We start from the raw sequence: 21,189 nt of genomic DNA, 5'->3' as shown, positions 1-21,189 counted from the left end.
CGCACCACTCTGCCGCCAGTAAAAAAGGAGGGAAAGACCATGCACTACTCTGCAATTCATGAGGTCAGCCGTGAAATACCGCCAGGTATTATAGAGAAATACGGCGATTCGGCCCTCTTTACTGCCTATGGCTGTGTTTTGTTGGAGTGTGAAACCGGAAAAGGCTACACCTATCGAGCTCTTAACCTGAAAACCGGACGCTCTGCGGTTATACACCGCAGAACCACCCCCCTGATGATCTCCGGCGTGGCGGCTATGGCAGAACGAATCCGGCTGTCGCCCGTGGCCGGCAAGGGGAAATATGAAATTGACATGCCTCCCGGTGAAAATCTGCTCCGGGAAAGCCTTTCGGATATTCAAAATCATATTTTTGAAGCCATTCTACCGGAATACGGCTACGGCATCCGGGAAAAACAGATGGAACTTGCCGCCCACATTCTTGAAGCTATCGGCCACCGTACCATATCCCTGTCCGAGGCTGAGGTAGGCATCGGCAAAACCCACGCCTATCTCATTGCCGCCGCCCTTGCCAAGCGGGGACGTGTCAACGATTTCTGGCTGCGGGGATACTATCCTGACCAGAGCTATGCCGCCAGCGCCTATATGCCTGTGGTGATTTCCACCGCCAGCATTGCGCTTCAAAACGCCATCGTAAAAGACTACATTCCTGAAATATCCCGTATCCTGATGGCCCACGGCATTATCAAAACACCGCTGTCCTGTGTCCTGCGCAAAGGCCGGGAGCATTATGTCTGCGAAAAGAACCTGTGGGCGTATTACTGTGACGCGGACGAAGCCACCCAAAGGCTTCTGGCTCCCCTTTTTAAGAGAACGGCATCCATTGACCTAGCTGACGCGGAAGGGCTGACACCCTACATCAAACGCAGGATCGGTGTGTCGGGACGCTGCGGTGAGCATTGTCCATATTATGACGATTGCAGGTATTTACGCCATCTGCGGAATGCCCAGTCCGGCGAACACGATTTTCAGGTCTGCAACCACAACTATTTCCTCGCCGATGTCATTCGCCGCTCCAAGGGGCAAATCCCCCTCATTCCCCATTACCAGGCCGTGATTATCGACGAGGCCCATAAGTTTTTACAGGCAGCTCGGCAGATGTACGGTGTGGAATTTGGAAGCCTTGCTATTCCGCGTGTGGTAGAGGACATTGGCTGCTTCACCTTCCAAAAGGGTGTCAGCGGCGCGATGGTACGGGAGCTTGCCGGAAAGCTGATGGGTCAGAACCGGCGGTTGTTTCAGCTTTTACTGGACAACATCCCTCCCGATAGCCTGGAGGAGGAAACGGAACGCTACAAAACGGTCATGGATAAAACGGCTGCCCGGCACCTGCGGAATATACGGAATATCGGCGGAGAACTTTCGGAGCTGCTGTCGGAGCAGATGCTGCTTCTTCGGTACAGAGGCCGCTGTTCTCAGATACGCTTTGAGCTTTCCCTTATCCGTGAACAGGCCGGTGTGCTGGAAAAGTATGATGAGCTTGTTTACTGGCTGGAAAAGCCGGAGGAAAGATACCCGGCAGAAACGGATAAAGCGATTGAAACCATGTTATGCGCCATCCCCAAGCAGTTGAGCGATATGCTGTACACTGATCTTTGGAGCAGCGGGATTCCTGTTGTCCTTACTTCGGGTACGCTGTCGGCAGCCGGGAGCTTTGAACATATCAAGAACAAAATGGGCCTTGACCGGGTGCGCTCTTTGATGGAAACCAGCAAGCCTTCACCCTTCTGCCACCGGGAGAATGTTGTTTTATACATTAGTGAAACCGTACCCTTTCCCAACAGTCATGACAATGAATATATCACTGCCGTGGCGGAGGAAGCCGGACGGCTGATTCAGGCGTCTCACGGCCATGCTGCACTGCTGTTTACCTCCTACAAGGCAATGGATCAGGTGTTTACGCTTTTGGAGCGCCAAAGCCTTGGCTTCCCTCTGTTCCGTCTGGACAGGGGAGGAATAAACGCCATTGCGCGTTTCCGAAAGAGCGGAAACGGTGTATTGTTCGCAAGCGGTGCGCTGTGGGAAGGAATCGACCTTCCCGGTGATGTGCTTTCTCTGCTGATTATCGTCAAGCTGCCCTTCGCGGTGCCCGATCCCGTCAGCGAGTATGAACAGACGCTGTACCCCAGCATGGAACAGTATAAAAACAGTGTATTGGTGCCTGAAATGATTATTAAGCTCAAGCAGGGCTTTGGGCGGCTCATCCGGCGGGAAACCGATACCGGCGTCGTAGCCCTGCTGGACTGCCGGGTGCGTGAAGATGGCCCATACCGGACACGGGTGCTCCAAGCCCTACCCAACTGCCGTGTAACCTCCGACCTAGAGGACGTGGAAACCTTTATACAGAGCAAAAAAGGGCAGGATTACTTCGTGTAGTCCGGCTCCCTTACCTTTTAACGGACGTATTCCCAACTTGGGAATATGCAGACTATCAGAAAAGGAGGTGCAGGCCATGAATTCGGGAGCATGTAATGAGTTAGTGGACATACGGGACATCTCGGTAGATAAAAACCTTTCCAAAGAGGAACGGATTGCGGAATACGTCCGGCAGATCAAAGACCCTTACAACTTTAAATGCGGAAATTTTACCGTCCGGGCACGGTTTGCCGATAACGGCGTCACGCTGGAGGACTGCCTGCAAAGGCTTTTGACCGAATGAAAAAGGCAGCCCGCAAAATGGACTTTCTCCCTGTGTGGTGGTAATGTAGGCATTGGAAAAAGAATGAAACAAACAGAATGACAATGCCTGATCACCCTTTGATTTGCGGGGAAAGACCGTAACTTTTCAAAGGAGTGATTTTATGTCCGAAAAACAGTACAAAGCTGTGAAATATATACGCCTGTCCTATACCGATGACAAGGCCAACGAAAGCGACAGTGTGGCCAACCAGCGGAAACTCTTAGACAGCTTTATTGAGGGCCACCCTGATATAGAAGCGGTATTGGAAAAGGTGGACGACGGCTGGAGCGGTATTCTCTTTGACCGTCCGGCTTTCAAGGAAATGATGACAGAAATTGAAGCAGGAAATATCAACTGTGTCATCGTCAAAGATTTATCCCGCCTGGGACGCGACTACATTGAAACCGGACGTCACCTTCGCCGTATCTTCCCCGCCTATGGGGTAAGGTTCATTGCCATCAACGACAATATCGACACCCTGAAAGACAGCGGAGATGATTTGGTTGTTTCCGTAAAAAGTATCATCAATGACGCCTATTGCCGGGATATCTCCGTGAAAACCCGCAGTGCCCTGTCCGCCAAGCGGAGCAACGGGGATTATGTGGGAGCCTGCACCGTCTATGGATACAAAAAGTCGGAGGAAAACAAAAACCGGCTGGAAATAGACGAATATCCGGCAGGTGTGGTACAGAACATTTTTAAGATGAAGCTGGACGGCATGAGCGCCGCCAGAATCGCGGACGAACTGAACAGCCGGGGCATTTTATCCCCGCTGGCATATAAAAAAGACCGGGGCCTGCCGCACCCAAAGAAAGGCTATGCGGATAAGGCCGACGCCAAATGGTCTGCCACAACGGTCATCCGCATCCTGAAAGATGAAACCTATACCGGAACGCTGCTTCAAGGCAGACAGGGAACTCTTAACTACAAGCTGAAAGACCTGATTGACAAGCCGAAAAGCGAATGGGCACGCACAGAGGATGCCCATGAAGCCATTATCCATAGGCAGGATTTTGACCTGGTACAGCGGCTGCTGCGGCTGGATACCCGGACATCGCCGGGAAGCGACGCGGTGCAGCTGTTCTCCGGCGTCCTCATCTGCGGCTGCTGCGGAAGCCGAATGACCCGCAAAACCGACCGTTACAAAGACACGGTTTATCACTATTACTATTGCCCCACAGGAAAGAAAGGCGGCTGTAAATCCCCCGCCAGAATCAAGGAAAGCGAACTGACGGACTGTGTATTGGAAAGCCTGAAAGCCCATATCCGCAATGTCGCTTCTCTGGAAGCCCTTTTGGAAAGCACCGACAGCAAAGCCGTGGAGAGCAGGCTTGCGCGCCGGATAGAGGCGCAGATTGCCGAAAATGAGCATCAACTGAAACAAATCGGCGGTTTTAAGTCCACCCTGTACGAAAACATGATAAAGGGCATTATCTCCACAGAGGATTACAAAACCTTCCGGGCAAAGTATGCCGAGGATGGAAACTGCCTGCAACACGCTGTTTCTACACTCCGGCAGGAGCTTGAAAACCTGCGGAACCATAAAAGCGGGCGTCTGCTTTGGATGGAGCATTTCAAGCGCTTTGAAGGGCTCACGGAGCTTGACCGGAAAACCGTGGCCCACCTGATTCAGTCCGTTCGTATTATGGGCAAGACTGAGCTTCAAATCACCTTCAACTACCAGATGGAGTATGAGAAAGCCTTAGCCGCCTGCAGCGAAGCCATCTCAACAAAATCTACCGGGACGGAGGTGGCATAACATGGCAAGGAAAAGCAGAAAAAACATAGAAGCCGTTTCGGACATGATATACGGACAGCCCTTTTACAATGTAGGAGCCTATATCCGCCTTTCGGTGGAGGACAACAAGAAAAAGGGCGATTCCCTGGAAACACAGAAAAGCATCCTGCAAAGCTATATTGCCCTTACACCGGGCCTGAAACTCCATGATTACTATATCGACAACGGTTCGACGGGCACCAATTTTGAGCGTCCCGCATTTCAAAGGATGCTTGCGGATGCGGAAAACGGCGTCATCAACTGCATTATTGTCAAGGACCTGTCCCGGTTTGGCCGAAACGCCATTGACACCGGCTACTATATCGAAAAGTATCTGCCGTCGCTGAAGGTGCGCTTCATTTCCGTAAACGACGGATTTGATACCGACAGCGTAAACCCTGGCGATGGGATCATGCTTCCATTAAAAAACATGATCAACGAAGCTTATTCCCTGGATATCGGACGGAAAATCAAGGCACAGCAGCGCCAGAGCATGAAAGAAGGCGAATTTGTTGGTGCAAGGCCGCCCTACGGCTACTTGAAAAGCCCCGAGAACTGCCACAAGCTCATCATAGATGAAGAAACCGCGCCGGTGGTGCACCAGATATTCCAGTGGGCCTATGATCGGGTGGGCTTGAACGACATTGTCCGCCGCCTGAATGAAGCAGGTATTCCGACCCCCAGCCATATCAAAAAAGCGACGGGTCTTATCAGCCATGAGAACCTGATTGGAAAGAATGCCTGGCAGACCCGGACGGTGAGTAGGATTCTTTCCTGTGAAACCTATACCGGCGATCTGGTGCAGGGGAAAACCAAAACTGTCTGCCATCAACAGACCTATGCCGACGAAAGCAACTGGATTAAAGTAGAAAACACCCATGAAGCCATTATCAGCCGTGAAATGTTCGACGCGGTGCAGGCATTCCGTAGGCAGGTGGCGGAGGAAGCAATCCGGACACCCAAAAGCCCCTATACCCCCAACCTGTTCAAGGGGAAAATCTATTGCGGGCACTGCGGGGGAAGCCTGCACCGACAGCGGTGCGAACGGAAACGCGGCCCGGATGTTTACCTGTTCCACTGCCTGTCCAACAGCCGTATTGCGCGGGGTTCCTGCTTCCCATATACCCTCCCGGAGGAAGAACTGCTGTCCTCCCTCTTGACCATCATACAGAAACACGCTGACGCTGTAATCGGTAAGGCTATCCGGCTCCAAAAGAACAAGCCGGCCCTGGAAGCCACACGTGCCGCCATAAAGTCCCGGCTTGCCGCCCTGCGGCAGGAGCTTGACCGGGACAGGCGGCTTACCAAAAGCCTTTATGAGAGCCTTGTGACCGGTATTATCACCGGTGACGAATACCGCCAGATGCGCGCCGATTATGAAGAAAGGATATCAAATAAAATCAATCTTGCGCAGGAATTGGAGCGTCGGCAGAAAGAACTGGAAGCACAGGTTACAGAATACATTGCTTTATCCGACCTGATCGGAAGCGTAAAAGGCAAAGAGAATATTACGGCGGTTCTGATTGACCGGCTGATCGGCAAAATAAAGGTATTCTCCGACAGACGCATTGAAGTTACGTTCACCTTTGAAAGCGGATTTGAACGATTAAGCGAGGCCGAGCGTTATCTGCGCGAACTGCTTGCCCCTGCGGAGGGGAGGATGCGGGCATGAGTAAATATATCATTGCCATGTATATCCGCCTGTCCATGGAGGACACGAAAACCGACAGCCTTAGCATCCCCAATCAAAGGCTTTTGCTGGGCCGGTACATCGACACACTGGAACAGAATGATGTGGAAATCCTGGAATTTGTAGACAACGGCTACTCTGGTGTGAACTTCGAGCGCCCTGCCGTACAGGAGCTTTTAGAGCTTGTACGGCAGAGCAAAATTAACTGTATCATCGTCAAGGACTTTTCCCGGTTTGGCCGAAACAGCATCGAAACCGGCTATTTCATCGAACACGTATTTCCACTGTTCCGTACCCGCTTTATCTCCGTAAGCGACAACTTTGATACCAACGACTACAAAGAAGATACGGGCGGGATGGCGGTCGCCTTCAAATACCTGATGCACGAGTATTACAGCCTGGATTTGTCCCGTAAGACCAAAAGCGCCAAATACACCAAAATGAAGCGCGGCGAATATATCAGCGAGGTCTGCTGCTATGGCTACAAAAAAGGAACGGATGGCCATCTGGCTATTGATGAGGAAGCCGCTGCGGTAGTGCGCCGGATATTTACGCTGGCATTAGAAACGAAGAACGCACAGGAAATTGTAAAGGCACTGTATGCGGATAAAATCCCCACGCCTGGCGAATACCGGGCCTCAAAGGGAAAGGGCTTCCATGACATCTCAAGGTGCGGCGGTATCTGGCAGAGGTCATCCGTGCTTCGGATTCTGACCGATGAGCGGTATATCGGCACATACATCATGGGAAAACGCACCCTCAAAGAGGTCGGAGGTAAGCGCTCCCGGCTCAAGGACGAAAGTGAATGGTTTAAAATCCCTAACCACCACCCCGCCATCATAGAAAAGGCAGTATATGAACAGGTGCAGGCCAAACTGCTCCATTTCAAATGCGAAAAGCACAACCATGAATATGTTTTGCGCGGCAAAATCGTCTGCGGTTGCTGCCAACATGCCATGAACAGAGCACCAAGAAAGGAACCGGTTTTCGTCTGCCGTTATACCAAGGTGGACGCTTCGGCTCCCTGCAACGGCATGGAAATCAAGGAAGGAGAACTGGAAACCATGCTGTTTGACATTATCTCCAAACAGGCACAGGTCATTTTAAACACCGACAACCTGAACGACATAGGCGAAATGGAACTGCGCTCCGAGCAGCAGGCAGAATACTGGAAGCTCATAAGCAGATGCCAGGATAACAAACGGAACCTGTATGAGCGGTATGTCATGCAGGAAATCAACACCGGGCAGTATGCGGAATTAAAGGCCGGTTTAGACGCGGAACTGAACCACCTGAACCGCATCTACACTGCAATTTCCGCGCAGGCCGCCAAATTAAAGGCAGACTGTGAGGAAAACAACAAGGCAAGGGAATTTGCCGAGGATATTTCAAAGGAAACCGGCCTGACGCAGGAGCTTATGGAATTGCTGATTGACAAGGTGTTTATATATCCGGGAAACCGAATTGAAATCAGCTGGAAAGTGACGGACTTTTCGGACTTTCAGAACAGGAGGGATACGCATGGAGAAGAAAGAAATAAGGGTTGCCATCTATTGCCGCGTGGCGACCGCAGACCAGTTGTCGCTGGAAGCTCAAAAGGAATACCTGCGCGGATATGCCAAGGAACACGGATATGACCGCATTGGATATTATATGGACAACGGGTACAGTGGTTTGAATTATGACAGACCCGCATTTTCAAGACTGGAAGCCGATATACAGGCCGGACGTGTTGGGGCAGTTATTGTCCGTAATGTGGATCGCATAGGACGTAATGTCTTAGAAACCACCCATTGGATTGAGCAGCTAAGAAAAAAAGGAGTCGCTTTCCTTACAACGGATTCGTCCTTCAATGAAAACTCTTTGCAGAATTTGGGATGCTTGCTTAAAAACCCAAAAGAGTATGATCGTTATGGGCATAAAGACCATACTGGCAGAAGAATATGTAGGACAGCTTTTAGGAGATAAGGATTTTATCACTTCTGAGGATATCCCTCTGGACAATGATTTTGATTTTGTGATGTCACTTATGATTGCCGCCGAATATAGTTAAAAAAAGAGATAAAAGTATCAGAAAGGGATTAAATTCTATTGTTAAAAACAATAAACGATAGATATTATCCCTTTATTTCATTCACACTTTCGTGATATAATTAATGAAAAATTCACGTTTGCGGGAAAAGAGGATGTAGATAGTGGGGAAGAGGTCAAAGATAGCAGAGATAATAATTAAGAAAGGCGATAAGCTAACAATCCGAAACATTAACGGAAGGAGCATCTCAGGAGAGGTCACAAATATTAATGAGGAAGCAGCCGAAGCGATGCTCTTTGAAGCATATGGTGATTCAAATTTCAAGGTTCACCATATTGAACTTACAGTCCAAGCCAGTCTCCCATCACCCAATAACATTTCAGAAGTTTTAACTTTTTCGGAAGCAGCAGAGATTTGGAACATTGACCCAAGCACACTTAGGCATCGGGTTACAGGCGAAGAACTACAAGAAGGTTTAGATTATCGAAAAAGTGGTAAGGTGTGGTTAATTACAAGAAAAGCTATGGAAAGATTATATGGGTTGAAATAACCGCTCTCTTCTTCCCCGCATTGTCGTTTACGAAAAAAACCTAAATTATTTTTCGGTGTGTACTTGACATACGGGTGTCTTAGAGCGTGGAAATTTCTATCCGGCAGCCCTGCAGATTGAAATCTTGTGAATGCTTAGTTTTTATGATACTATATGGAGAAGGTAATCGAATAAAAGCAGGGTGTTGGTTGCCACCGACTTTCGTAAAAGAAAGGAGGTGGTTGATATGAGTACATATGAAGCAATATCATTGATGATAATGTTTTCTGTGTTCGTAATATCGCTAATCTCCTACTTAGATAGGAATAAAAACCAAAAGAAATAATCACCCTGCCTGGCCGCAGCGTGATTATATAATCTAAAACGCGTATGCTGGCAACCGCACCTTGCGGATTCGATTACCTTTTATAGTTATATTATATCAAAAGTAGCAGTATTGTAAACCTTTTAGTAGACATTTTTAATGGTTTTATTCTTATTTTTAATAACAAAATTATCAAAAACAATAACAAACACTCTTAATAGGGTGATTGTTTTATGTTTAAAAATAAAGGGGATAAAATCTAATATGTTTGAAATAGTAAAGCTAGGAAATTTCTAAGGACAAATGGCTTTATCCATATGATTTATGCAACAGTTGGAACGATTATATTGGGTGCTATTGGAATATATTTTTCTGAATATAACCAAACTGTTGAATCTTTTAGAATACGATTATCCTTCTCGTTCTTTTCTGTCTGTTGCGCTTTATACCCGAAATACTTAAATGAGCTTTGGAGTGATGAATGATGTCAAAGAGAGTACTGATTTTTACTATTATTGCTGCTGTAATAATGGTCGGAGTTTGGAGATTAAGAGATAGCCCTGTCACTGAAGTAGAGATTGATAACAATATAGATGAAGTTGAAGAAGGGGCGCTTCAAGATGATAAAAGCTACGTGCTAAGTGTATCGCCGCGTGGAAATAAAGAAATCGTATGTACTGCTGATAATGAATTAGTGCTGCATGTGAAAAGTGGTAATAGTGAGGCTTCGAAGGTTATATACAAGGATTATTCACCATTATCGGAGGATCCGTATTCAATATATAATTTTGAAGATTATAATATACAATGGTCTGAAAGTGAAAGATATGTTTTTGTAAGGGATAGCATATATGACATCAAAACCGATAAATTGATAGAAATAAAAAGTAATGTAGTTTTCATGTGGATCGGTAATAAAGGATTATACATGGACAATGGATATTACTACACAATGCATTTTGATGACGGTTACTCAAATTATATGGCTGTATCCAGGGCAATAAATGTTTTTGAGGAAGGGGATATCAGAACTCTTGCCTGTGCAGAAGATGATAAGTATTTTATACTGGATAATATATATATGAAGAACAGGTTTAATATTACAGATGATTGCTTGGTTGTGAATACAGCTTCTCTAAAGTATAAGGCTGAAGACCTTCAGGAAATCATCTATAAAGAATACCGGAAGATGGTAAATGCAATATATGAGGAAAAAGGGATAGACCGCTATGAACAACCTGAACATCTTATCGTAAACGGCAGTTATTATTTAGAAAACATAAAGACCGCAAAAATGCCGTTATAGTCCCTATTTTCAGGGAGATTGATTTCAATAGACCCAGCCATGTATATTCCTCCTTTCATATTTTGTCAGGCTTCCACTCTCTGGCCAGTTCGTTTTGCCCTACACTAGATAAGAAGGTAGGACAGATAAAATAATCAACCAGACTTAAAATATATTTTTTAAAAAGTTTTTTTTAAATGGTTGATTTATTTATTGCTCTATCCGTTTTATATAGGGTGGATTAATTTCCACCCTTAATTTATTATTTTAGTTGTGGTTTTATCCTATTGCAGTTTTTATACGAATAATAAATTATGTTTATGAATTCGAGTTAAAAATTATCTTTTTATGTAACCTTGATATTTCCCTCTAATCTGATTGAGTTTATCCATATGTCCTACCGCATTTTCTGCTTTCATGGCGATTTTGATAATCACACAATCTACGATGGCCATAGGGGCTGTCATAGAATGGTATTCCGTAGGTTCACCCCGATAACTGTACAGGATGACATCGCTTTTTTCCTGAAGATCCTGGGAAAGCAAATCTGTAAAGATGATGACCGCGTAATGGGCAGCTTTTTTTTGCTCTAATAGAATTGTCGTTTCGGCTAGTATCCGGCTAAAGCAAAATATAATTACCAAATCATCTTCTTTTATGTTTATTAAATATTCATAGATTGAGGACCCGCCGTTGATAAATATAAATTCAATGCCGAATCTTCTCAGCCGGTATTGGATGATATGGGCAACGCCGAAAGAAGCGTCCGGTGCAAATACATAGATTCTTTTATGCTTCAAGACCAGATCTGCTGCTTTGTCAACCTGCTCATAAGAAAAAAGAGCAATGGTTTTTTCTATGTTTTTTATACTTTTTAGGAAAAGTTCATTTAAGTCTGAATCTTTACCCTCTAATTTCTGAAGGGTATTTTTTATTTTTAACGCAGGAGTAGCCTCTGTTTTCTCTGCCATCCATTTTTGAAATTCCTTTATATTCTGATATCCTATCTTTTTCCAGAATCTGCTGATGGTTGTATTGCTTACACCAATTTTTTCAGCGATATCCTTTGAACTTTCATAAAACAACTGATTTTCATTTCTTAAAAGATAATCTAAAATCATATAATCCTTTTTAGTAAGCTTGTTCTTGTCGATTTCTAATAATTCTATCATGTTTATCCCTCCTGACAATATTATAATATACAATTACCAAAAATGAAAAATAATTTTCAAAAAATATATAAAGAAAACTATTTTACACAATGTTAATATTCCGATAAAGCAGCTTTAACAAATATTTCGTAGAATGGTTTTGTAAGGTTGAAGGGAGGTAAGAAGATGAAAGAAATTTATTTTTCTTCTACATTGATGTGGGATGCATCGATAGAAGAAATGTTTCAATGGGTAATAGAATCCGGTTTTGTAGGTGTAGAGCTTTGGGCCCAGCATTTTGATGCAAGGGAGTGGCAGCTAGAAACCTATAAAGAAAAAGCAGAGATATACAATATCAAAACAATTCTTCACAGCAATAGTTGGGATTTGAACTTTGCATCTTTAAATAAAGGAATAAGAACAGCATCTTTAAATGAAATCAAAAGCTCCATCGATTTGGCTGCAGACTTGGGGGCAAAGGAAGTAACCATACATCCCCCAAAAGAAACAGTATCTGAAGCGCGGGATGTATCCATGGAGCTTGCCCGGCAAGGAATAGAAGCGCTGCTGGATTATTCGAGGCGTAGAAATGTGGAGCTGTCACTGGAAATAATGGAAAAGCTTCCAAAAGAACTCGTTACCGATCTAAAATCCGTAAAAGAAATGACGGGCAGTTTGTACGACAGCTTTTCTTATACATTGGATATTGCACATTGCAATAGTATTGAAGAATTTAAAAGGTCGCTTAAAGAAATCAATCATATATCTAAAATTCATTTAAGCAATAAGCAGGGAGAGAAACTCCATACCAAGTTATCTGAAGGAGATTTTGATTTTTATGAGGTTTTTTCCATATTGGAAAACGAGAATGTTACCATTGTGATTGAAGGATTGGAAAAAGGCAGATCTTTCAACACTTTAAAAGAAAATATCAACCTAATACAAAAGATAAAGGAGAGATTGACATGGGGTTAAGGAAAAGAATTGTATCTATCTTATTGACAGGCTTATTTGCGGTATCTTTTGCAGGGTGCTCCGCAAACAATCAGCAAAATTCAGTGTCTGCGGAAGACAAAGGAGCGCTAAAAGGTCAAATTACTATTTACACTTCGCAGCCGGAAGCCGATATACAGGCTCTTTTAGAGAGTTTCAACAAGGTATATCCTGACATTCAAGCAAATGTATTTCGGAGCGGAACAGAAGAGGTAGTGAGCAAGGTTCTGGCTGAAAAAGAGGCGAACGCAGTGCTGGCAGATGTATTGCTAGTGGCAGATGCCGCTACTTTTGAAGGGCTAAAAGCCAAGGAGCTTCTGATGAGTTATGCATCACCGGAGCTAAAAGGCATCAGCAGTGATTTCTATGATGCAGAGAATACATATACAGGCACCAAAATCATTACTACTGGAATTATAGTCAATAAGGAAATGATAAAGGAACCGGTAGAATCCTTGGCAGACCTGATGAAAGAAAGGTTCAAAAACAATATCATTATGCCAAGTCCTCTTTATTCGGGAGCAGCAGCTTACAACTTAAGTGTTATTACCAGAAGCCAAGGATTGGGATGGGAGTTTTATGAAGCATTAAAGGGCAATCAAGTAACCGTTGAGAAGGGTAATGGTGCTGTGCAAAAAGCTGTTGTGGCTGGAGAAAAAGGAAGCGGAATGATTGTTGATTATATGGCGATCAGGGCAAAGGAAGAAGGTGCTCCCGTTGAGTTTATATATCCGAAAGAAGGGTCTTTGATTATTACGGAGCCTGTGGCAATTATCAAAGGAACAAAAAAAGAAAAATTAGCGCAGACTTTTGTAGATTTCATTCTTTCGGAAGAAGGCCAAAAAGCCACAGCAGAAATAGGATATACACCAATCAAGTCGGGTGTATCAGCACCAGAAGGCTTCAAGAATGCTGATGAAATTAGAAACTTAACCTATCCATTAGATGTTCTGGTGACAAATCGTGATGCAGACAAGGAAAAATTCAGCAAGCTATTCGAATAAATCTATGTTATTAGAATAATAAGGAAGGAGGCAGACCGCAAAACCAATAGTAAAGTCTGTCTCCGCTACGCTTATGAGAAAACACCTTCTTATGAAAGGCTAGGATAATATGTTAAAAGGAAAATTAAGCAAGCGGATACGATTAAATTATATCTTTTATCTTTCTGTCTTTTTTGTTTTTATATTACCGATGCTCAGACTGGTGATCATGAGTATTACAGTAGAGCATGGAATCGGATTGGATAACTTTGTTCAGCTGATTAAAGAGCAGAGAACCATTCGTTCCATCAAGAACACCATTATTATTGCAACAGGTTCGACCCTGATATCAGTTGGATTGGGCGGTATATTGGCATGGATCATTGCTTATATGGATATTAAAAGAAAACGGCTTATTGAGATTCTGATATTAGGCCAATATGTTATCCCTTCTTATATTATTACTTTGGCTTGGAGCAACTTCCTTCAGGAGAAAGGATTTGTCAATAAGGGCCTTTTATCCTTTGGTTTTCCGGCAATCAATCTCTATTCATTATGGGGAATAATCCTGGTTTTGGGCATATGCAACACACCCATGGTATATTTGATTACCTTGAATATGCTAAGAAAGATTCCAAGAGATTTAGAATGGGCAGCAAGAACTTCCGGCTACAGTCAATGGGAAACCATGCTCAAAATTAATTTAATCCAAGTTATGCCAGCGCTAATGAGCGGGGGAATTTTATCCTTTTTATCTGCCATTGACAATTTTTCTGTACCGGCTTTTTTGGGAATATCCTCTGGTATTCCTGTACTGAGTACTTACATATATGAGAAAGCCATAAGCTTTGGCCCAAGGGCATTTTCTCTTGCTGCAGCTCTTTCCGTAATGCTTTCAGCCATCGCTATAACCGGTGCATTGCTGCAGGGAAAATTGATTAGGAAGAGCTCTGGCTTAGAGAGCATTAAAGAGGATCATTCCGTAAGAATACAGGTTAAAGAGAGAACAAGAGCTATTATAGAATGGACAATACTTTCTTTGCTTGCATGTATCAATTTGATACCAATCTTAAGCATGGTATTGTCCTCTTTTAAAAAATTCTATGGTGCAGCGTTTAATACAGTAAATCTTTCTCTAAGAAACTATCAGTTTGTATTTACAAACAGGGGAGTTATACAGGCAGTGCGAAATAGCATAGGACTAGCCCTTGCCACCTGTATAGTATGTATATTATTAGGAACAGCTATTGCCTATATAAAGGTCAGACGAAATCCTAGGGCAATGAAGCTGGTGGAGTACAGTGCATCTCTTACCTATGCTATTCCAGGTATCGTGCTGGCTCTTGCCATGATTTTTCACTGGACAAAGGTGCCAAATGTATACGGGACAATAAAAATTCTACTGATAGCCTATAGCACACGCTATCTGATTCTGCAAATCAAGGGAAGTACAACGGCTCTTTTAGCTGTTGAATTGGAATTAGAAGAGGCGGCTGCTGTATCGGGAAGCACGAAGGTCGGTACATGGAGGTTAATCATAGGACCCTTGATCGCAAAACCAGTATTATCTGGTACATTTTTTATTTTTGTTTCTGCTATGACAGAGCTGACATTATCCTCGATGCTTGCTGCTGCAGGAACCAAAACCATAGGATTAACCATTTTCAATTTGCAGCAGTCAGGAGACTACAATCTTTCAGCTGCAATGTCGGCTGCAGTTATATCCATGATACTATTAGGTTATATCATCACAGAAGGCATGAAGAAAATAAGCTTTGGAAAACTGGGAAAAATTTCGTACAGGCAGCAAACTCAATCTAAAGTTGTCAATAGACCTTGTTAAAGACCAAGGAGGATATCATGAGTTTAATAATAAATAAAGTGACAAAGAAATTTGGTAATATAATCGCATTGAATAATGTTTCGATAGAGATAAAAGATGGGGAATTCATTGCCATTTTAGGGCCCTCGGGCTGTGGAAAAACGACGTTGTTAAGAATTATAGGAGGTTTTGCAGAACCGACATCTGGAACAATAAAAATGGGAGATGTATTGTATTCTGATTCAGCCTTCAATCTTCCTGTTGAAAAAAGAAATTTAAGTATGGTCTTTCAGTCCTTTGCACTCTGGCCCCATATGAGTGTGAGAGAGCATATTGAATTTCCTTTAAAAAGTAAAAGAAATAAGGCCATGGGGGATGAAGAAAAGAAGAATGCAGTGGAAGAAGCAATTTCCTGGACGGGTTTAAAGAAATTGGCAGATAGATTGCCCGGAGAGCTTTCAGGAGGTCAAAAACAGCGGGTAGCCTTAGCCCGTGCAGTTGTTTCAAAGCCGGACATTCTTTTAATGGATGAACCCCTTAGTTCACTGGATGCAGAATTGAAGGTAAACATGAGAAAAGAAATTCAAGACCTTCATAAACTTACGGGAGCGACCATTATCTACGTTACCCATGATCAAAGTGAAGCACTTGCCATGGCGAATCGTATCATTATTATGAAAAATGGAAACATTGAACAAATCGGAACGCCTGAAGAGGTATATAAGAAGCCCAAAACAGAGTTTGTAGCTGTTTTTGTAGGCAAGTGCAATTTAGTAAGGGGTAGATGGAACCAAAATATTTTTTATGTTAAAGATACAAAAATAATGTATAACAATGAAAGCGTAGAGCCCTATTTTATTCAACGTGGCATGTATCCTGTAAGGCCGGAACAGTTTTCGATTGAAAGGAAAGGTTTAGGGATAGAGGGAAGAATAACAAATAAGCAATATAACGGAAGAGAAATCCATTATACCGTCAAGTGTGAAGACGATTTTTATGTTGTTTATGAGGATGAAGAAAAAAATTTTAATATAAATGAAGCCATTGTTTTGGTAAAAAAGGAGAGGGGAAATTGAAAGCTTTTATAGATTTACATACACATACCCTGTCCAGCGGCCATGGATTTAGCACATTGAAAGAAAATATCGAAGAGGCTGCAAGAAAAGGCTTATTGGTATTAGGAACCAGTGATCATTCAGTCAGAATGCCGGGAAGTGCTCATCGATTTTTCTTTGAGAATTATAAGGTAATCAGGGAAGAAATATCAGGCGTCAAAATTCTATCAGGGATTGAAGGAAATATATATGACTACGAAGGGAATATCGATATTGAACCCTCAATGATGAAAAATCTGGACTATATCATAGCCAGCCTTCATTCCCACTGTATTGAAAGTGGTACCGTCCAAGAAAATACAAGGGCTATTATTGGAGCTATGAAAAATCCTTATGTAAAAATAATAGGGCACCCTGACGATAGCAGATTTCCTTTGGATTATGATAACGTGGCCTATCATGCAAAAAAATATCAAGTTGCCTTAGAATTAAATAATTCTTCATTGCTGCCTAACTCTGTAAGAAAAGATTGTAGAGAGAATGCTAGAAGCTTATTGGAAAAAGCGAAAGAATATGAAGTATATATTATATTAGGAAGTGATAGCCACATCTATTATGATGTTGGCAGATTTGACGAAGCCTATGAGCTTTTGACAGAAGCAAATTTTCCGGAGGAACTGATCATAAACAATGATTTGGAAAAGCTTTCATATGTGCTTATAGAGTAAAAAATTCTACAAAGGCTTATGTATAAAGGAATTGGACGAAACTGCCCAATTCCTTTTATTGTATACTGAAAACCCTGGCGCATAGTTTTCGAGCTGGACATTATGGAATCGGATGAAAGAATAGCCAACCAAATCCAAGCGTTGAGCATAAAAAAAGAACATAATTTAGTGGATTGCTGACTAGCATTTAAAGTTGGAACTACCACTCATATTATGTTCCTATGAGTAGTATGTGCAGAGCAGATATAAAAAATGCCAAGAAAATACATAGACTTTATCAGCGAAACAATTCAAAGAAAAATAGAGGATAGGGAGGTATACATTGATTATGCAGATATATTTTACTATAAACACGTCACGATGTAGGTGTTATCTATGTTATGACGTGTTTATTATTTAGATCACGGAAATAGTACCAAAGAAAATTTATGATGAGAATTGGCAGTACTTATAAATCAGTGAAATAAAAATGTGTTATCAGAGTTGCCAAATAAGCATAAATAGGTATCCAGAACTAAAGGGGAATAGGGAATCTTGTAGAATTACTGAATGTTGACTATAATATAAACATTCTTAGGAGGACTGAACATGAGAAAAAAATTAGTGATTACCTTGATTGGTACCTTGCTGGCCTTTACTATGGTGGTGGGTGCAGCGAGCATTAATGGGGACTTTAAAGGATTCCCTATTGTTAAGGTCAATGTAAATGGGGTTGAGGTTGCCAGTGAAGTGCCAGCTGTAAATTTCTTCGGAAAAACCGTATTACCAGTTGCCGATATCGCAAAAGTATTTAATACGGTAATCGAATGGGACAGTACTACTTGGACGGCTAACTTAGTAAAACCACAAGTAGACATGATATTTGCTGATGGTACTGAAACAATAGATGATGCAGAAGTAATTACAAATCCATTTAGGTATATGCATTTGGGAAATGAAAATATCTTCACTACCTATGTAGATGTAGATAAATTAAAACCTGGTGCTTATGAGTTTAGAATTTTAATCCTTGCACCAAACGGAGAAACTATCGGAAATTCTGGTATTAGTAGATATGAAGTACCGGTAGGGGACAGCTCGTTTTATTGGGTGAGAGAGTTTGAAGATGTACCTTTTGATGAAGCCGGCAACTATACATTCCAGTTCCAGATTAAGTATAATGATACCTTTAAAACGGTTTATGAGAAAGATATGTTTGTTGTTGGTGAGTAATTACATATATCTAGGTCTACATTTTTTCAAAAGAAAAACATCACTGAGGCACTGTTGTGCTTAGTGATGTTTTTCTTTGAAGAGGCAGCATTAAATAATTGATTTAGTTGGATTGATGAGCAATAATCTTTCATATTCTATGCCTGCCTGTTGAACTTTATAAATGATAATGATATATTATTAATAGAAATGATGTTCTAATATATAGAATAAGATAGGAGAATGATGAGGTGGATAAATTATCAACAGTGCATAAGCCTAAATATCCTGTACAAACACTGGAGAAGGCATTGGAAATAATCGAGGTTATGTATAAGGAAGGCGTAGGGGGTCTAGGCATAAGCGAATTAGACAATAAGCTAGGTATTGGAAAGAGTACAATACATAGAATATTGGACACGCTTATGGCGTATAATTACGTTGAAAAATGTGCTGAAAGCACAAAGTACCGCTTAAGCTGGAAGTTTTTTGAGATAGGCAATCTTATTCCGCAGCAACGGAATTTATCGAATTTGAATATGGAAGATCTCCAAGAGCTTTGCAATAAGTATGAAGAAACAGTAAACCTAGGTGTTAGAGTGGATGATAGTGTTGTTATTATTTCTAGAATCGATCCGAAATCAACACTTGTGGCCAATGTGCCAATTGGAACCAGGGAACCGCTGCATGCTACGGGCATGGGTAAAGTAATTCTTTCAGAGCTAAGCAAGGAAGAATTAATAAGAATATTTGGAGACAGCCCATTGAAGAGCTGCACCCCTAATACGATTAGCTCGTTAGATGATCTGATGATCCAGTTGGATAAGATTAGAGAACAGGGTTATAGTATAGATGATGAGGAGTTTTATCCAGGTCTGTCATGTATTGCTATGCCTATTAGAAATTACAAAAGAGAGATTGTTGCAGCGGTTAGCGTGAGCGGTCCCAGCATGCGTTTAAATTTCACCAAGATCATGAATATTAAGAAAGACCTGGAGAAGACATGCAACATATTATCAAATTACCTAGGATATAATGAGAATGCAGCAAATGAATAGAATAAAATTCTACAAACTAGAATCGATTAAAGCAGATTAAGAAAAACTTAATCTGTTTTTTTATTAGACAGATAATCCTTTAAAAGAGACTTAGAAGGCAAAAACACTGAAATTCTCTATGATATTCCTGCATTGAATAGCTACACTTGCCAATTAAATATTGCAGAATGACTTAGTGAGTCTATAATAAAAAGAATTATACATCTAAAATATAGAAAACAATTTTAAAATACAGAAAAAACATATTGCGTTATTTTTCCAAATATTATAAAATATTTTCGAAGAGCTGCAGGAGATTCGTTAGATTAAAAGAAAGGAGTGAAATGTTCATGTCCAAAAAAGCTGTGCACCCGGAATGTTCACCCATACCGGCAGGCCCCTACACACCTGCTCTAATCGCTGGAGATTTTGTATTTGTAAGCGGACAAACACCAGAGAAACCAGGGACGGATGAAATGGTACAGGGTGATATCAAAGTGCAGACGAGGCAAGTTATGGAAAATATTCAAAACATACTTGCGGCTGCAGGCTGTACCATGAATAATGTCGTCAAGGTGCATGCATGTTTAGTAAATATGAGGGATTTTGCAGGCTACAATGAAGTGTATAAGCAGTTTTTCTCTAAACCTTATCCGACCCGTACGACAGTTGAGTGTGGTGTGGCAGGAGGTTGTCTGGTAGAGATTGATGTGATCGCCCTTCGCCCTGCAGAGAAATAATAAAAGGTTCCTATTAGATGGGTGACATGGTAGTAGAAAAGGAAAAAGGATCCATCGGACAAAGCAAAAAAATAATGTTGTTTTCTAGAAATACGGGGTGAAATGATGTCAAATAAGGTGGAGAATAATGAAAAAAATGCTGGTATCCCTAATATTATTGATGTTTGGAGTGCTCGCGAGAGAAATTCTCAGATTGTAAGAAAGACACCACTTATACATTCTTTTAAAGTATCTGAACAAATAGGGAGTAATGTATTTTTAAAAATGGAAAACCTTCATGAAATTGGGGCTTTTAAAATTAGAGGTGCTGCAAATAAAATTCTTAGTTTGACAGTTGAACAACAAAAACGGGGTGTAGCTACCTATTCTACAGGAAATCATGGTATAGCGGTATCCTATGTGGCAAGGCAGTTAAATATACCGGCCTGTGTATTTATTTCTGAAAGGGTGCCGGAAGCCAAGGTTAATGTTTTACGCCGTTTGGGTGCTGTGGTCGAAATCAATGGCAGTTCTCAGGATGAGGCTGGAAAGCATTGTTATAAAGAGGCTGAAGAAAAAGGTTATACAGTGGTGGAGCCCTTTGATGATCCGCATGTGATTGCCGGGCAGGGGACGATAGGATTGGAGATTTTAGAAGATGTTTCAGATATTGACACGGTCATCATACCTCTATCAGGCGGAGGATTGCTTTCTGGTGTTGCGATGGCATTAAAATCGAAAAATCCTAGTATCCGCGTGGTTGGGGTCTCTATGGAAAAAGGTGCTGTGATGTATCATAGCCTTAAGGCGGGAAAGCCGGTAGTTATGGAAGAAGGAGATACATTGGCGGATAGTTTGCTGGGAGGTATTGGAGTAAATAACCAATATACATTCTCTATGGTTCAAAAATATATGGATGAGGTTATTCTTATACCAGAAGAAAATATAGCAAGAGCCATGGCATACATACTAGAAAATCATCGGATGATTGTGGAAGGGGCAGCGGCAATAGGGGTAGGAGCCCTTTTAGGAGAAAAAATCAAAAACCCGGGAAAAAAAGTGGCAGCTGTTGTAACCGGAAACAATGTCAATCTATCTTCTTTTATGGAAGCCACCAAAAAATACTGGTGTAAGGAATAAAAAACAACAAAGATTGTCGACAATAGACAATCAA

19 protein-coding genes are annotated in these 21,189 nt (G+C 42.2%); 18 read left to right on the top strand and 1 reads right to left on the bottom strand.

The window, feature by feature from the left end:
* The first annotated feature begins 39 nt into the window (after window positions 1-39).
* The 9 genes from Gferi_RS03505 (at window position 40) to Gferi_RS03470 (ending at window position 10,357) form a co-directional block, all read left to right on the top strand.
* A complete protein-coding gene (locus Gferi_RS03505) occupies window positions 40-2,394 on the top strand; it encodes an ATP-dependent DNA helicase (protein WP_069974300.1) in 2,355 nt (784 codons plus the stop codon).
* 76 nt (window positions 2,395-2,470) lie between these two features.
* Window positions 2,471-2,677: a DUF6870 family protein gene (locus tag Gferi_RS03500; protein ID WP_069974299.1), complete on the top strand. Its 207-nt coding sequence runs from the start codon at window positions 2,471-2,473 to the stop codon at window positions 2,675-2,677.
* Window positions 2,678-2,819: 142 nt separating this feature from the next.
* Window positions 2,820-4,457 (top strand): recombinase family protein, encoded by a 1,638-nt coding sequence (locus tag Gferi_RS03495; RefSeq protein ID WP_069974298.1) that lies wholly within the window; start codon window positions 2,820-2,822, stop codon window positions 4,455-4,457.
* 1 nt (window position 4,458) lies between these two features.
* Entirely contained in the window at window positions 4,459-6,147 is a 1,689-nt protein-coding gene (locus Gferi_RS03490) for a recombinase family protein (protein WP_069974297.1), read from the top strand.
* Complete coding sequence (locus tag Gferi_RS03485) at window positions 6,144-7,802, top strand: recombinase family protein (protein ID WP_069974296.1); 1,659 nt, start codon at window positions 6,144-6,146, stop codon at window positions 7,800-7,802. The genes Gferi_RS03490 and Gferi_RS03485 overlap by 4 nt, the downstream gene beginning before the upstream one ends.
* Window positions 7,687-8,133 (top strand): recombinase family protein, encoded by a 447-nt coding sequence (locus tag Gferi_RS27440; protein ID WP_083273342.1) that lies wholly within the window; start codon window positions 7,687-7,689, stop codon window positions 8,131-8,133. The genes Gferi_RS03485 and Gferi_RS27440 overlap by 116 nt, the downstream gene beginning before the upstream one ends.
* 227 nt (window positions 8,134-8,360) lie before the next feature.
* On the top strand, window positions 8,361-8,747 hold the full coding sequence (locus tag Gferi_RS03475) for a helix-turn-helix domain-containing protein (protein WP_035270256.1): 387 nt from the start codon (window positions 8,361-8,363) through the stop codon (window positions 8,745-8,747).
* A 226-nt stretch (window positions 8,748-8,973) separates the two neighbouring features.
* Window positions 8,974-9,072, top strand: coding sequence for a putative holin-like toxin (locus tag Gferi_RS29365; protein ID WP_408607481.1), 99 nt, complete (start codon window positions 8,974-8,976; stop codon window positions 9,070-9,072).
* Window positions 9,073-9,532: 460 nt separating this feature from the next.
* Window positions 9,533-10,357, top strand: coding sequence for a hypothetical protein (locus Gferi_RS03470; protein ID WP_156782316.1), 825 nt, complete (start codon window positions 9,533-9,535; stop codon window positions 10,355-10,357).
* A 317-nt stretch (window positions 10,358-10,674) separates the two neighbouring features.
* Here Gferi_RS03470 and Gferi_RS03465 read toward each other — a convergent pair whose 3' ends face one another.
* A complete protein-coding gene (locus Gferi_RS03465; protein WP_069974293.1) occupies window positions 10,675-11,508 on the bottom strand; it encodes a MurR/RpiR family transcriptional regulator in 834 nt (277 codons plus the stop codon).
* Window positions 11,509-11,673: 165 nt separating this feature from the next.
* Here Gferi_RS03465 and Gferi_RS03460 point away from each other — a divergent pair, with 165 nt between their 5' ends.
* The 9 genes from Gferi_RS03460 to eutB all read left to right on the top strand — a co-directional run bounded on the left by Gferi_RS03460 (window position 11,674) and on the right by eutB (window position 21,155).
* A complete protein-coding gene (locus tag Gferi_RS03460) occupies window positions 11,674-12,462 on the top strand; it encodes a sugar phosphate isomerase/epimerase family protein (RefSeq protein WP_069974292.1) in 789 nt (262 codons plus the stop codon).
* Entirely contained in the window at window positions 12,453-13,484 is a 1,032-nt protein-coding gene (locus Gferi_RS03455) for an ABC transporter substrate-binding protein (RefSeq protein ID WP_069974291.1), read from the top strand. The genes Gferi_RS03460 and Gferi_RS03455 overlap by 10 nt, the downstream gene beginning before the upstream one ends.
* 109 nt (window positions 13,485-13,593) lie before the next feature.
* Window positions 13,594-15,306: an ABC transporter permease gene (locus tag Gferi_RS03450; protein WP_069974290.1), complete on the top strand. Its 1,713-nt coding sequence runs from the start codon at window positions 13,594-13,596 to the stop codon at window positions 15,304-15,306.
* 17 nt (window positions 15,307-15,323) lie between these two features.
* Window positions 15,324-16,361 carry an ABC transporter ATP-binding protein gene (locus Gferi_RS03445; protein WP_069974289.1) on the top strand — a complete coding sequence of 346 codons (1,038 nt, stop codon included), beginning with the start codon at window positions 15,324-15,326 and terminating at the stop codon, window positions 16,359-16,361.
* The gene (locus Gferi_RS03440) at window positions 16,358-17,068 is read left to right on the top strand and encodes a phosphatase (protein WP_069974288.1); all 711 of its coding nucleotides are present in this window, start codon (window positions 16,358-16,360) and stop codon (window positions 17,066-17,068) included. Before Gferi_RS03445 ends, Gferi_RS03440 begins: the two co-directional genes overlap by 4 nt.
* A 588-nt stretch (window positions 17,069-17,656) precedes the next feature.
* Window positions 17,657-18,280, top strand: coding sequence for a hypothetical protein (locus tag Gferi_RS03435; protein ID WP_069974287.1), 624 nt, complete (start codon window positions 17,657-17,659; stop codon window positions 18,278-18,280).
* Between the two features lie 230 nt (window positions 18,281-18,510).
* Window positions 18,511-19,317 (top strand): IclR family transcriptional regulator, encoded by an 807-nt coding sequence (locus Gferi_RS03430; RefSeq protein WP_069974286.1) that lies wholly within the window; start codon window positions 18,511-18,513, stop codon window positions 19,315-19,317.
* A 329-nt stretch (window positions 19,318-19,646) separates the two neighbouring features.
* Entirely contained in the window at window positions 19,647-20,036 is a 390-nt protein-coding gene (locus tag Gferi_RS03425) for a RidA family protein (RefSeq protein ID WP_069974285.1), read from the top strand.
* Between the two features lie 102 nt (window positions 20,037-20,138).
* On the top strand, window positions 20,139-21,155 hold the full coding sequence (eutB, locus tag Gferi_RS03420) for a hydroxyectoine utilization dehydratase EutB (protein WP_207645794.1): 1,017 nt from the start codon (window positions 20,139-20,141) through the stop codon (window positions 21,153-21,155).
* Window positions 21,156-21,189 lie beyond the last annotated feature (34 nt).

Origin of the sequence: Geosporobacter ferrireducens (assembly GCF_001750685.1) — a bacterium.
Classification (GTDB): domain Bacteria; phylum Bacillota; class Clostridia; order Peptostreptococcales; family Thermotaleaceae; genus Geosporobacter; species Geosporobacter ferrireducens.
Note: the sequence above shows the minus strand (reverse complement) of the source record. Positions and strands in the feature narration are given on the sequence as shown.

Coding starts and splice junctions, on each gene's coding strand:
- Gferi_RS03485 (WP_069974296.1), top strand. CDS start 6,144: ATGAGTAAATATATCATTGCCATGTATATCCGCCTGTCCATGGAGGAC.
- eutB (WP_207645794.1), top strand. CDS start 20,139: ATGATGTCAAATAAGGTGGAGAATAATGAAAAAAATGCTGGTATCCCT.
- Gferi_RS03465 (WP_069974293.1), bottom strand. CDS start 11,508: ATGATAGAATTATTAGAAATCGACAAGAACAAGCTTACTAAAAAGGAT.
- Gferi_RS03495 (WP_069974298.1), top strand. CDS start 2,820: ATGTCCGAAAAACAGTACAAAGCTGTGAAATATATACGCCTGTCCTAT.
- Gferi_RS27440 (WP_083273342.1), top strand. CDS start 7,687: ATGGAGAAGAAAGAAATAAGGGTTGCCATCTATTGCCGCGTGGCGACC.
- Gferi_RS03500 (WP_069974299.1), top strand. CDS start 2,471: ATGAATTCGGGAGCATGTAATGAGTTAGTGGACATACGGGACATCTCG.
- Gferi_RS03445 (WP_069974289.1), top strand. CDS start 15,324: ATGAGTTTAATAATAAATAAAGTGACAAAGAAATTTGGTAATATAATC.
- Gferi_RS03505 (WP_069974300.1), top strand. CDS start 40: ATGCACTACTCTGCAATTCATGAGGTCAGCCGTGAAATACCGCCAGGT.
- Gferi_RS03435 (WP_069974287.1), top strand. CDS start 17,657: ATGAGAAAAAAATTAGTGATTACCTTGATTGGTACCTTGCTGGCCTTT.
- Gferi_RS03425 (WP_069974285.1), top strand. CDS start 19,647: ATGTCCAAAAAAGCTGTGCACCCGGAATGTTCACCCATACCGGCAGGC.
- Gferi_RS03490 (WP_069974297.1), top strand. CDS start 4,459: ATGGCAAGGAAAAGCAGAAAAAACATAGAAGCCGTTTCGGACATGATA.
- Gferi_RS03455 (WP_069974291.1), top strand. CDS start 12,453: ATGGGGTTAAGGAAAAGAATTGTATCTATCTTATTGACAGGCTTATTT.
- Gferi_RS03470 (WP_156782316.1), top strand. CDS start 9,533: ATGATGTCAAAGAGAGTACTGATTTTTACTATTATTGCTGCTGTAATA.
- Gferi_RS03460 (WP_069974292.1), top strand. CDS start 11,674: ATGAAAGAAATTTATTTTTCTTCTACATTGATGTGGGATGCATCGATA.
- Gferi_RS29365 (WP_408607481.1), top strand. CDS start 8,974: ATGAGTACATATGAAGCAATATCATTGATGATAATGTTTTCTGTGTTC.
- Gferi_RS03450 (WP_069974290.1), top strand. CDS start 13,594: ATGTTAAAAGGAAAATTAAGCAAGCGGATACGATTAAATTATATCTTT.